Raw genomic sequence first — 12,414 nt, 5'->3', positions numbered from 1 at the left:
TGACCAATTCATTATAAAGGATTTTTTTATGGCTTAAAACAGTAAAAACCGAAAATTAGGATTATTTTGTATTATTAGACATAATTAATGCAATGCTAGTGATTTCTATGGTAATAATAAAGCCCGCCTGCTGAATGTTTTTAGTTAAACAAATCGGCCGGCGGGCTATTTGTATTATTCATCTTCTTCTGAGAGCTGATACATTTTATCCTTTTTCTCGTTGTAATACTGTACTCCAAATTGGGACCCTTCTGAAACCATCTTTGCATTTTCCAACTGGTCTAATTCTTCATCAGTAGACTCATCAGGTTTTCCCGCATTTTCAAATACTCTTAGTGTACCTGCAGCCGATTTTAATTTTTTTCGTTTTTTTCTATCTGACAATAATACTCCGGCAACTCCTGCTCCAACTGCTCCTAACGCTGATACAACATATCTTTTTTTCATATAATCACCCTTTCAAGAATTCAGGCACTCACTTTAGTTATATGATTCCCACTTTTCACCTTTTCAAACTTTGATTATTTAATTTGATTATAAAATTATGCTATACTAATATAAGATATCGTTTTACTATTTTTGTCGAATTGGGGTGAAAAAATGCAGGTTAAATGCACCATATGTGATAAAGTAGAAGAAATAGAAAATGATTCACCACATGCAAAAAGATTACGTAACCGCAGAAAAAATATTCATTTATGCACTCCATGCTATAAACGCATTGAAGAAAATACAAAAAAACGGCTGGCTACAGGTAAGTTTCGATTCTATCAGGAAACAAAGAAAGTAGATGACTACTTATAATCCGTTGTAAGCTTTTTATCATCTAAAAAAGCAGAGATTCCAAAATGGATTCTCTGCTTTTATTAGTACATATTCACAATTTTCCAGGAATTGGCGCTCTAATCTGTGTGCGTTTACGAATTACTTTCCTGCACATCTTGTCGATTCTTTCTTTCACGATGTAATCGAAAACGATAGATTCCTAATACAAATATTATAATAATTAAGCATTCTACTGTAGGCATTCTCATTACTGTTGAGAAAATTGTTACGACGAATGTACCAATCATCAATAATATGTATACAATCATATTTTTTAAAACCGGGAGCTTCTTAGCAAAGCCCAACTGATAAGCTACTGCTGAGAGAATTAAATTAATTACGTAAAAAATCCAGAAAATATGCTCAATTCCATTCATTTTAAGGATATACTCTAATACCATTATTTAAACGCCACCTTATCTTTACGCTCCCTTAATCATACTAAAAGTGCTTCCATATGACTAGAGAAAAATAAAAAATTATATGTCTGTTTTTTGAAGTTCTCCGCGATATCCTTTATACTAATCTGTGGACAGATAATAAAGGCGGTTGAAAAATGAAGAAATTAGACATTCCAATGCTGTTGTTAGCAATTTTAGTTGTTCTATTATTTATTTTAGTTGGACTGGCTATTGCTTTCCGAAGTGTTTGGGCTATCATTTTATGTATTATATTGGCATTTTCTACATTCGGATTTGCGATGTCCAACAAGAAAAAAAGGAAGGGATAATTATTTCCTTCCTTCCTTAATAAAATCTACGATAGATTGATGAATTGCCGGATTAGCCACTAAAGAGGACGACCTTTCCAAAGGATTCCAAGGATTTCCATCAATATCTCCTGCAATACCGCCAACTTCTTCAGTCAATATGATTCCTGCAGCTACATCCCACGGTGAAAGGCTTAAAGCCAGATAAGCATCTTGAATTCCCTCAGCAACATACGCCAATTCTAATGACGCAGAACCATGGGAACGTGTTCCTCTCACCTTACGCACAAATTTTTGCATCACCGGATAATCTACCAGTTTGTTCTCACATAACCAAAAATGGTTCATGCCGACAATAGCTTCTTCCAGCTTTTTCTCCTTGTCCAGCGGAGCTAATTTTGAATTATTTTTAAAAGCGCCTTCTCCACGTTTAACATGGTATAAAATATCGCCCATAACGTCATATATAAAGCCTATTTCGCCCACGCCATTATGTAAAATTCCGATTGATATGGCAAAGGTCCGCTTTTGATGGACGAAATTCATTGTTCCGTCAATGGGATCAATAATCCATATTGTTCCATCAACTTCTGTTAATGCGTCTCCATATCCTTCCTCACCAATAATATGATGTTCGGGATAATATTGATGAATACGATCTACGAAAAACTTCTCTGTCTGCTTATCAAGAACCGTTACTAAATCATTTGGATTCGATTTTGTTTCAATATCCAACGGCTCATCCATATGCTCACGAATGAAGCTGCCTGCTTCATATATCCAATTCTTTGCTGTTTCATAAATTTCCTGTCTTTGTTGCTGATTCATTATCCATCGCCTCCAAAAACTTCAAGTAAGCTTATTTTATCAAACTCCTGTCCATTAGACCAATCGTTAACACCCCATGACTGAAATCACGGGCTTGTAAGGTTTTGCAACCTTTAGAATTTACAGCGGACAACAAGACCAGTGTCTTGCCCTTTAAATCATGCGACAGATACTGTCTGGGCTCCAAGCAACCCGTTTGTAGGATTTAAACCACAACGGTTTGTGGCAGAATTTCTTCTTTCGTATAACGTTCTCCATATTGTTTCAGGTTGAACGCAGCATTCCTATCCCGATCATGATGGCTGCCACACGAAGGGCAGTCCCATTCTCTTATAGTTGCATTTCCCTTTAGTGCCGTATGCTTATATCCACAGGTTGAACATAATTGCGTCGACGCAAAATCTTTCGACGCTTTGATAAAATATTTTCCTTGTTGTTCTAATTTGTATGTTAGATACTGTCGAAAATAACCAAAACCGTTATCCTGCTGATTTTTGGCATAATACTTGTTTTGTCTAATAGCACGAAGATCCAGATTCTCTACCACAATCATGTCATAACGTTTTGCAAGCGCATAGGCTTTCTTGTGAAGCCAATCTTTTCGTTGGTTGGCTGCTTTCATTTGTAACCTGGAAACAACAAGACGTTGTTTCTCCCAACGTTTCGATCCCTTCTTCCTTCGTGATAATATTTGTTGTTCTTTCACTAGACGTTCTTCCATTTCTCGATAATAGTGTGGATAATTGGCTTTCTTACCCTCGTTGTCTACGAAAAAATGAGATTGCGAATAGTCTAGTCCCAGAATATTAGTAGGTGTACCAATGCTTTCTATTTCCAATGGAAATTCAACACAAATAGACACGTCAAATTGTCCTTTCGTGTTCATCGTAACCGTTACATGTTTTATTTTACTAGCTTGCGGTAAGTCTCTATGTGTGTTTAGCTTTAATCCAACTGTTTTTACAGAAGACTTTTGTGCAGATGGAAGATATAATATGTCCTCCTTCATGTAGATAGTTCCGTTGTGATTGAATGTCGTATAACTGGCTTTGCTCCCTTTACGGGAATGAAACGTTGGTATTCCTTTCAAATCACGAAATGTCGGTTCTATCCCTAAGGTCTTTTGACGTTTTAGAGCAGACTTCTTATATTATTTCTTATATGCCATCTTATTAAAAGCAGTTATTGCCTTATTAAAATGTTGTTTTGCTTCATTGGAAGCATAGGCATCTCCAAGATATAAATAAGCTTCATTGTCCTCATTGACACATTGTTTTTTGAACATAGAAACAGTAGGCATTCTCATCTTCTTTAAAGAAGGCAGCTTGTCTCCAATTTGATAATTATTTGTCTCCAAATAATTGTATAAGTGAGCTACATGCAGATTATATATTTTGCGGTCTGCACCGAAGCATTGACGTAAATACATTTCCACTTCTTGAGAAATGGGGGCAGCACGATACACATAACCACGGTTTACTATTTCAAGCATTGGCTTCACTTCCTGTCTATTATACTACGAATCACATCATAGGTATAAAGATGAACATCGATTTATCAATGATTTTATTCTTTTTTCAAATATCATATGTGATTTTAGCCAAGAAAGAGAATGTCTAAACTTTTTATTCTAAGTTTATAATAAATAACCCTAATACGCCTCTTTCTTATCAAGAAAGCTGCCATATATTAGGGTGAAATGCTATCCTATTAATCCATGAGAGCCATCCATTGTTCACTAAGCTGCTTTAATCTCTCTTTGGATTTAATTATTTGTACAGTATCCTCATCCTGCATAGCCTCGTACAATGTTGCCAATTCATAATCAATCTCTAATTTTATGACAGGGAGACGTTCTTCTGCTTCTTTTCGCCGGAGAGCTTCCATAACATATTTCATCCTATCACTCCTTAACTTGAAAACATATTGATTAAATTCGTTTCATGTATGTGCTATATATTATGTTTTACAAAATAAATTGTTCACCTAAAATAACAAAAACAATTTATTGTTATCTCTCTATTCCCTCTATTTAAAGAATTGAAACCTGCTTTGGGTCTTGCTTGACTTCTTTCTATAGATGAAGAATAATATTCTATATCAAAAAAGATACACAATATTAAAGAAAGGGTGTCATTTGTGGAATTACATCATTTTAATAAAGAAGATTTCCAAACATTTTTAATCGATGGCTTAGATGAGCGTATGGAAGCTATCCAAAATAGAATACAGCCAAAATTTCAAGCGATAGGTGAAGAGCTCCTATCATATTTATCAGAAAAAACTGGTCAAGAGCTTTATTTACATATTGCAAAGCATGCACGGAGAACCGTCAATCCGCCGAGGGATACCTGGTTAGCAATTGCTGATAATAAAAGAGGATATAAAAAGCACCCCCATTTTCAGGTTGGTTTATTTGATGACCATTTATTTATTTGGCTTGCACTTATCTATGAATTGCCAAACAAACAGAAAATTGCACAGAACTATTTAGACAGCTTTGCTGAAATAAAAAGCCTTCCAAAATCATTTGTTGTCTCATTAGACCATACAAAGAAAGATTCTATGTCGTTGGAAGAATTATCTCAAAAAGATTTAGAACGTTTCCGGGATGTAAAAAAAGCCGAGTTCTTAATTGGCAGGCACCTATCTTATGATGATCCTATTTTACAAAATGATAAGGAACTATTCACCACCATTACAAAGACATATGAACAGCTGCTTCCTCTTTACCGATTGGCAATAGACAGCCGCGATGCATAAAAACAACCCCTAAACTTTAAATTAGTTTAGGGGCTGTTTTTACGTCATGGAAATTAATGCTTCTTCCGACTCTCTTGCTTTTTTCACAACATGGTAGCTGGAATATCCGGAAGACCGTTTAAATTCCTCAAACAATTGCTTTTCTCTGCTTTTCGAAGGAACAATTTCCTTAAATCGACGATATAGATGCAAAAGGTCTGTACGCCTGACTTTTTTCTCATATGCCTGTTCAATTAAAGAGAAAAAGTTCACTACATCAATAATCTCCTGTGTAGACCATGTCTCATCCATTGGATATGCGTAATTCATGTTTACACCTCTTTACTCCATTTTCCTCGAATCTGGTCCGCTTCATCTATAATGGAGCTTATTAAGTCTTTCACGCTTAAAATTTGATGAATACGGCTGGCTCCTTGACCAGCCCATCCAAAACCTGATGATTCGTTACCTGAATGAATATATTTTTGATTTACCTCTCCACTAATATAATCTTTTAACTGCTCATAATTATTCCCGTACTTTTCTTCCAGCGAAAGAATATTTTCTGTAAAAGGGCTCCGTAAAGCTCTGGCTGGAGTTCCTAACGAACGCTTTATCACAACTGTGTCTCCTTCATCTGCAGACAAAATCGCTTGTTTATAATTTATATGCGACTGTATTTCCTTTGTTGCAATAAACCTTGTTCCCATTTCAATTCCCTCTGCACCAAGAGCAAGTGCAGCCATGAGACCTCTTCCGTCAACAATACCGCCAGAAGCAATAACCGGGATTTCTAGCGCATCAACGACATGCGGTGTTAGAACAATGGTCCCTGTATCACTTCTGCCCAGGTGACCTCCACCTTCTTGCCCAACGACCATCACTGCATCTGCACCTAATTCCTGCGCTTTTTGAGCCTGCCTGGAGGATGCTACCAAGACAAGTGTTTTTATAGGAAAGTCTTTCAGCATATCTAAAACACCGGCCGGGTTTCCGCCGGTAATAGAAACAACTGGAACTTGTTCATCAATAGCAACCTGCACCATATGTTCAAATAATCTGCCATGCTGGCCAATTGCAAAATTGATGCCAAATGGCTTTCCAGTCAGCTGCTTTACCTTATGAATTTCTTTTTGCAGACTTTCTGGATCCGGCAAACTCATCGCAGTGATTTGTCCAAGACCTCCGGCATTACTAACTGCAGCAGCAAGATCAGCATAAGCCAAATATGCCAAACCGCCTTGAACAATTGGATATTTAATATTTAACAGCTTGGTAATCCTTGTTTGGTACACGGTTTCCCCTCCACATTATCTTATTCTAATGTTTCGATTAAATTAGGATCAGCTAACTTATATCCCTGTTCTCTAAGACCATCAATCACATCACCTAATGCTTCATTGGTCCATTCACGATCATGCATAAGAATATTTGCGCCAGAATGAAGCAATGATTGATCCTCGCCTATTTCCGGTGCTTCTCCTGAAATCAATGCTTCTTTCAATTTATCCGCATCCTGATATTCCTCAAAAAAATCAAAACCATACGTCCAATTCATTAAAACCATTCCTTCATCTTTTACAACCTCACGTGAATGGTCTGAATTTGCCCCATGTGGTGCTCTGAAAAATTTTGGACGCTCTCCAATAATTTCTTCAACTTTATCGTTTAGACTGACAATTTCCTCTGTCTGTTCATCCTCAGGAATATCTGGAATAACAGGGTGGGAATATGTATGGTTACCGATTGGAAATCCCATTTCATGAATAGCTTTCAGCTTTTCCTGACCTTCTTCATCTTCAATAAAGTGTCCATTCACGAAAAATATAGCCTTTGCATTCTTTTCTTGCAGTGTTTCAGCCATTTCTAAAGCGTACTTATCAGGCGCATCATCGATAGTAAGAAGAATTACGTTCTCATCATCATCGTCGTTAATAGGACGAATAGATGCTGTTTCTTCATCTATATAGTATATCGGCTCCTGATCCTCTGCTTCATTCTCTTCATTGCCCTCTTCATCAGCTTCTTCATTTGCAGCCTCTTCATCGGAGCTTTCACTTTCCTCGCTCTCTTGGTTATTTTCTGTTTCCTCCTCTGGCTTCTCTGCATTGCTTTCACTATGATCATCAGAACTGCAGGCTACTATCATACCCAACATTAGAAGGAATACGACAACAAAACCGCTTTTTCGTAACATTTTATCAAAAACCTCCATAATCCATTATAAAATTCTGATTTTATTATAAGCCAGTTTCTTACAATGAGCAACCAATGTATATTGAACAAAAGGAGTTTAGTATGTTTGCTTATTTTTAATAATAAGTACTCAACTTTCGCACCTAAAAAATAACTTGCCGATTATAGAGACATGTGTTGATTGTTCCTTCCACCTAACTCTTTACAAGGCATAAACTATAGCTAGAAAGACGGTAATGTGTGAGGCCACGATTACTTTCTATTCATAAAAGCTATTCCCGATATTTACTATTCATGCTGTGTGGTGTGTCATAGTTTCAATTGCCACATTAACCATTTGAAATGCTAAAATGATCTTTTCATCAAGCAAAAAGCAATGACTTCATCCAACTCCATCAGGATATGATTCCTTTCATTCACTGTAGAAGCCTAATTCAGAGCAGACCAACCACGAAGACTCCTAAGTGGTTCGCAGGCTAAACCCGTGACTCCTGGGGCCTAAGATTACTCACCCCATCGAAAAGTGTTGTCACAACGCCTGCACTTGTACGTCCTGGGACTGCGATTACTCGTCCCACCGAAGAGCTTTTGCGATTACTCGCCCGGAAACATTTGTGCATCGCAGGGCGAGCTGAAGATCCACTTGAAAAGCGGGTTTCTTTTCAAGTTAGCTGAAGCCGTCCCCATGGAAAGCGTAGTGGTTGGTTGAAGGCGCTATACACAATCTGCATTTCAATAAAAAGGTGACAAAATCCAATTAGGATAATGAAGAACATGCTCATCCTGGGGTAGGAAGGTATAGTTGCTTATTCTTTAGGTGCGAAAGTTGAGGTAAGTATAAAAAGACCCGGAAGTAATACATACACCTTTTGTTTGCCTGTACAAGTGCTATATCAAATGGTTTGACAATAAGGTTCAAGGATTGTTAGTCTGTTATAGGTATTTATTTAATGAAGAGGCATTAAACCAGTCCAAAACAAAAAGATAATGCTTTAAGCAGCTATTGATTTATCCTGAAATAACGTAATTCATATTACGTTTATTACTAACTATCGTTAAAAACGTTAAAATGCATAATACATAAAAATCAGTATATATTTTTGTTTTTTAGTATTTTCAATTTCAGTATCAGTTTTTGGATAATCTGCATTTAAGGGGGGAAATATAAGAAACACCCTTTAACAAACTGAACTTTTCAACACAATAGTAATCAGAATGGATAAATACAATAGAACATTTTCTTGTTATATAGAAGATAGTGACGATGCTTAGCTTATATTACTTACGTTATAAGGAGGTCATAATTATTAAATCAAAAACAATTACGCCCGTTTTTTGGGTATCGATATCATTGATACTTGTATTTCTTATTTGGGGAACATTCTTCCCTGCAAATGTCGAATATGTCTTAGGAATTATTGATGGTTTTATTTCAAACACATTCGGCTGGTTTTATATGCTGGTTACAACAGGTTTCATCCTGGTTGCACTCTTTCTTGTCTTTGGACCTTATGGAAAAATTAAATTAGGTAAGCCTGATGAAAAGCCGGAATATAGTTATTTTACCTGGTTTGCGTTTTTATTTACCGCGGGTATGGGTGTCGGCCTTGTATTCTATGGCGTCACAGAACCCATAACTCATTATTATTCTCCCCCTTCTGCTGAACCGGAGACATTAGCGGCAGCAGAACAATCTATGCAATACACTTTATTCCATTGGGGATTTCATCCATGGTCTGTATATGCAGTGCTTGCATTGGCATTGGCTTATTTTAAATTCCGGCATCGTTCCCCTGCATTAATCAGTTCTGTTTTTGCACCATTGATTGGGGATCGTGCAAAAGGCGGGCTGGGTATTGCAATTGATACATTAGCTGTTTTTGCTACTGTATTTGGTATTGCAACCTCCCTCGGGCTCGGTGCAACACAGATTACAGCCGGGTTGAATTTTACATTTGAGGGTATTCCAAATAATTTTACAACCAATTTGATTGTCATTTTTGTTATCACAGCTTTATTTATGCTTTCTGCTACAACAGGTATAAATAAAGGTATTCGTTATCTGAGCTGGACTAACGTAGTTCTTGCTATTGGGTTAATGGTTTTTGTTTTCATCCTTGGCTCTTCTACACAGATGATTGAAACATTCACAACAACATTGGGGAATTATCTACAGAATCTGCCGAGTATGACGTTAGGTACCAATGCTTTTGAAGGAGACAGAGAATTCCTGAATGACTGGACACTATTTTATTGGGCATGGTGGATTGGCTGGTCTCCGTTTGTTGGAACCTTTATTGCCAGAGTTTCCAGGGGAAGAACAATTCGTGAATTTGTTATCGGGGTAACTGCTGTGCCAGTAGTATTCAGTGCTATCTGGTTCTCTATTTTCGGTGTTGCAGGACTTGAAATGGATATAGCTCAAGGCGGTATGATTCATCAATTAATGAATGAACTGGGCAATGAAGTTGCTTTATTTGCTTTTCTTGAGTCTATGCCAATGGCTTCTGTTATCATCGGTATCGGTGTTATCTTAGTTTCATGCTTCTTTATCACTTCTGCCGATTCCGGGACTTTTGTGCTTGGTATGCTTACAACAGGCGGTAAATTAAATCCCGGCATGGGGATAAAGGTTATCTGGGGATTAATTTTAGCAGCTATCGCTTCCGTTCTACTATGGTCTGGCGGATTAAGCGCACTTGAAATGGCCATGTTGATTGCAGCATTCCCATTCGCTATTTTAATGATCTTTATGTGCTATTCTCTCTTGAAAGCATTGAAAAGCGAGCATAAAATTTTGACCTTGGAAGCAAGACAGCGCAGATATGATCCAGAATTCCGCGAAAGACAGAAAAAAGAAATCAGGAAAATGAAAGAAGGATTTGAGAAAACACTTCCTGACGCGGACGAAGAATACAAAAACGAATTTTAATTTAAAAGAATGTTGATTTGAAAAGAAAACACATTTCAATTCAGGTGTATCCGAATGAATTTAACTAAAAAGCTCTTCTTAAGTATAGAGTCACATTATACTTAAGGAGAGCTTTTATATTTACAATCTTTCTTCGACAAAATATTTATCACCATAAAAAATCTATTTTTCATTACTTTTCTTTTAAAGTATTACACTTTGCTACAATTGAATGTTACTCTAATATCATTTTCTTTACTATTTTATAACATCTGCAAATTCATAAAATATATTTGTTAAGCTATGTATATCGTATGAAAATAAAAAAGGTAGATACTTGTTTTATTTTCTGGAAGAGGTGGGATAGAATGAAGAAATTTAGTATCATTCTACTATTATTTACGATCATCCCTATATTAAATAGTTGCCAATCGGAAGAGGAGATACAAGTAATCGAATTTCAATTTACGGATTATCAGGTTATATATGTTCCTCCAGATGATGATAATGATAGCTATATGAATACATTTATTGATTTGAAGGCAAAGTATCCAAAAGAGCTTTCCAATCCTGAAAAACGTACAATGGGCAGTCAGGATTTACCGGCGGATTACACTTTAAGTACAAATAGTTTTTACTTACTCAAAGATGAATCAGTTGTTTTTTCAGTTGAAAATGCAATGTCACGCGGGCAGATCATGGATACATTAGAGTCTATTGTAGATACAAGTAATCAAATTATATATTAAAAAAGACATGCCCCGAATAAATCCGGGGCATGTCTTTTTTTAAATTACATTGTATGGATCGGCGTACCTAATCCAACTTCTGCAGCTTCCATTGTAATCTCACCTAATGTTGGGTGAGCGTGAATAGTTAATGCAATATCTTCTGCTGTCATACCAGCTTCGATAGCCAGCCCGATTTCAGAAATCATATCACTCGCATTTGGACCAGCAATCTGGCCGCCGATGATAAGACCATCTTCTTTGCGGGTAACTAACTTCACGAAGCCTTCTGATGTATTTAATGATAATGCACGTCCATTTGCAGCAAATGGGAATTTCGCTGCTTTTACATCATAGCCTGCATCTTTAGCAGCTTGTTCAGAAAGACCTACAGTTGCTAATTCAGGTTCAGTAAATGCTACTGCCGGAATTGCATTGTAGTCAATTGCTACTTTTTCACCGCTGATTGCTTCTGCTGCAATTTTAGCTTCATAAGATGCTTTGTGAGCAAGTGCCGGACCTGGAACGATATCACCAATTGCAAAGATGTTGCTTACAGAAGTTCTTCCCTGGTTATCAACTTTAACCAGACCTCTGTCATCTTTTTCAATGCCGACTTGTTCTAATCCTAATTCTTCAGTGTTTGGACGGCGGCCTACTGTAACAAGCACGTAGTCTGCTTCAACTACTTCCTCTTTACCCTTTGCTTCATAAGTTACTTTTACACCGTCTTTTGTTTCTTCCGCACCTTTAGCCATCGCTTCTGTAACAATTTTAGCGCCTTTTTTATCCAAAGCTTTTTTAACGACCTGTGTCATTTGCTTTTCAAATCCGCCAAGAATATCTTTCGCGCCTTCTAAGAACGTTACTTCTGTGCCAAAGTTTGCATAAGCTGTACCAAGCTCTGTTCCAACATAACCAGAACCAATAACAACCAATTTCTCAGGAACTTCAGTAAGGTTCAATGCACCTGTAGAATCCAATACTCTTTCAGAGAATTTGAAAGAAGGAATTTCAATTGGTGAAGAACCAGTAGCAATAATACAATTGTTAAATTTATAAGTCTGAGAGCTTTTATCATCAGCAACTTTTACAGTATGCTCATCAACGAAGTAAGCTTCACCTTTTACAATATCAACTTTATTTCCTTTTAATAGTCCTTGAACACCAGAAGTAAGTTTGTTTACAACAGAGCCTTTCCATTCTTGCACTTTAGAAAAGTCAAGGTTTACTTTTTCTGTTGTAATACCTAAGTCCTCAGAGCCTTTAGCATTCTGATATTTGTGTCCTGCTTCAATAAGCGCTTTAGAAGGAATACATCCAACGTTTAAACAAACACCGCCCAATTCACCTTTATCAACGATTGTAACCTTTTGTCCCAGCTGTGCTGCACGAATTGCTGCAACATAGCCTCCTGGACCAGCACCAACGACAAGTGTATCTACTTCTACCGGGAAATCTCCTACTACCATGAC

Annotated in this window: 15 protein-coding genes; 5 read left to right on the top strand and 10 right to left on the bottom strand. The window is 36.9% G+C overall.

All coding sequences use genetic code 11. The features are described 5' to 3' along the window. Positions 1 to 174: 174 nt before the first annotated feature. Entirely contained in the window at positions 175 to 447 is a 273-nt protein-coding gene (locus IEX29_RS19535) for a YbyB family protein (protein WP_188736403.1), read from the bottom strand. A gap of 153 nt (positions 448 to 600) precedes the next feature. Between IEX29_RS19535 and IEX29_RS19530 the strand changes: the two genes are divergently transcribed. Beyond that, a complete protein-coding gene (locus IEX29_RS19530; RefSeq protein WP_077601046.1) occupies positions 601 to 804 on the top strand; it encodes a YlaI family protein in 204 nt (67 codons plus the stop codon). 113 nt (positions 805 to 917) lie between these two features. On the opposite strand, the gene IEX29_RS19525 is transcribed toward IEX29_RS19530, so the two are convergent. Beyond that, positions 918 to 1,226, bottom strand: a complete 309-nt coding sequence (locus tag IEX29_RS19525; protein WP_188736401.1) for a YlaH-like family protein — start codon at positions 1,224 to 1,226, stop codon at positions 918 to 920. Between the two features lie 155 nt (positions 1,227 to 1,381). On the opposite strand from IEX29_RS19525, the gene IEX29_RS19520 reads away from it, so the two are divergent. Beyond that, complete coding sequence (locus IEX29_RS19520) at positions 1,382 to 1,555, top strand: DUF5325 family protein (protein ID WP_175637037.1); 174 nt, start codon at positions 1,382 to 1,384, stop codon at positions 1,553 to 1,555. Here the strand turns inward: IEX29_RS19520 and IEX29_RS19515 are convergent, their stop codons facing one another. The 4 genes from IEX29_RS19515 to IEX29_RS19500 all read right to left on the bottom strand — a co-directional run bounded on the left by IEX29_RS19515 (position 1,556) and on the right by IEX29_RS19500 (position 4,261). After that, a complete protein-coding gene (locus IEX29_RS19515; protein ID WP_188736398.1) occupies positions 1,556 to 2,362 on the bottom strand; it encodes an inositol monophosphatase family protein in 807 nt (268 codons plus the stop codon). It abuts the gene before it with no gap. A 205-nt stretch (positions 2,363 to 2,567) separates the two neighbouring features. Next, positions 2,568 to 3,473 carry an RNA-guided endonuclease TnpB family protein gene (locus IEX29_RS19510; RefSeq protein WP_268239101.1) on the bottom strand — a complete coding sequence of 302 codons (906 nt, stop codon included), beginning with the start codon at positions 3,471 to 3,473 and terminating at the stop codon, positions 2,568 to 2,570. A 39-nt stretch (positions 3,474 to 3,512) separates the two neighbouring features. Beyond that, positions 3,513 to 3,854, bottom strand: a complete 342-nt coding sequence (locus IEX29_RS19505; protein ID WP_188736395.1) for a hypothetical protein — start codon at positions 3,852 to 3,854, stop codon at positions 3,513 to 3,515. A 218-nt stretch (positions 3,855 to 4,072) separates the two neighbouring features. Then, positions 4,073 to 4,261 carry a YkzI domain-containing protein gene (locus tag IEX29_RS19500; protein ID WP_077601043.1) on the bottom strand — a complete coding sequence of 63 codons (189 nt, stop codon included), beginning with the start codon at positions 4,259 to 4,261 and terminating at the stop codon, positions 4,073 to 4,075. Positions 4,262 to 4,501: 240 nt separating this feature from the next. Between IEX29_RS19500 and IEX29_RS19495 the strand changes: the two genes are divergently transcribed. Next, positions 4,502 to 5,125 carry a YktB family protein gene (locus IEX29_RS19495; RefSeq protein WP_188736393.1) on the top strand — a complete coding sequence of 208 codons (624 nt, stop codon included), beginning with the start codon at positions 4,502 to 4,504 and terminating at the stop codon, positions 5,123 to 5,125. A gap of 39 nt (positions 5,126 to 5,164) precedes the next feature. Here IEX29_RS19495 and IEX29_RS19490 read toward each other — a convergent pair whose 3' ends face one another. From IEX29_RS19490 to IEX29_RS19480, 3 genes are read right to left on the bottom strand one after another with little or no spacing between them, the layout of a single operon-like run. Then, positions 5,165 to 5,434, bottom strand: a complete 270-nt coding sequence (locus IEX29_RS19490) for a UPF0223 family protein (RefSeq protein WP_188736391.1) — start codon at positions 5,432 to 5,434, stop codon at positions 5,165 to 5,167. Positions 5,435 to 5,436: 2 nt separating this feature from the next. After that, positions 5,437 to 6,399 carry an NAD(P)H-dependent flavin oxidoreductase gene (locus IEX29_RS19485; RefSeq protein ID WP_188736389.1) on the bottom strand — a complete coding sequence of 321 codons (963 nt, stop codon included), beginning with the start codon at positions 6,397 to 6,399 and terminating at the stop codon, positions 5,437 to 5,439. A gap of 20 nt (positions 6,400 to 6,419) precedes the next feature. Next, positions 6,420 to 7,262 carry a polysaccharide deacetylase family protein gene (locus IEX29_RS19480; protein WP_229720297.1) on the bottom strand — a complete coding sequence of 281 codons (843 nt, stop codon included), beginning with the start codon at positions 7,260 to 7,262 and terminating at the stop codon, positions 6,420 to 6,422. Between the two features lie 1,302 nt (positions 7,263 to 8,564). Here IEX29_RS19480 and IEX29_RS19475 point away from each other — a divergent pair. Continuing rightward, positions 8,565 to 10,232 (top strand): BCCT family transporter, encoded by a 1,668-nt coding sequence (locus tag IEX29_RS19475; RefSeq protein WP_188736385.1) that lies wholly within the window; start codon positions 8,565 to 8,567, stop codon positions 10,230 to 10,232. A 347-nt stretch (positions 10,233 to 10,579) separates the two neighbouring features. Further along, positions 10,580 to 10,960, top strand: a complete 381-nt coding sequence (locus IEX29_RS19470; protein WP_188736382.1) for a hypothetical protein — start codon at positions 10,580 to 10,582, stop codon at positions 10,958 to 10,960. 44 nt (positions 10,961 to 11,004) lie between these two features. On the opposite strand, the gene lpdA is transcribed toward IEX29_RS19470, so the two are convergent. After that, complete coding sequence (gene lpdA / locus IEX29_RS19465) at positions 11,005 to 12,411, bottom strand: dihydrolipoyl dehydrogenase (RefSeq protein ID WP_188736380.1); 1,407 nt, start codon at positions 12,409 to 12,411, stop codon at positions 11,005 to 11,007. Positions 12,412 to 12,414 lie beyond the last annotated feature (3 nt).

The organism is Oceanobacillus neutriphilus, from assembly GCF_014645515.1.
Classification (GTDB): Bacteria; Bacillota; Bacilli; order Bacillales; family Amphibacillaceae; genus Oceanobacillus; species Oceanobacillus neutriphilus.
This window is presented reverse-complemented; position numbering and strand designations above follow the sequence as displayed.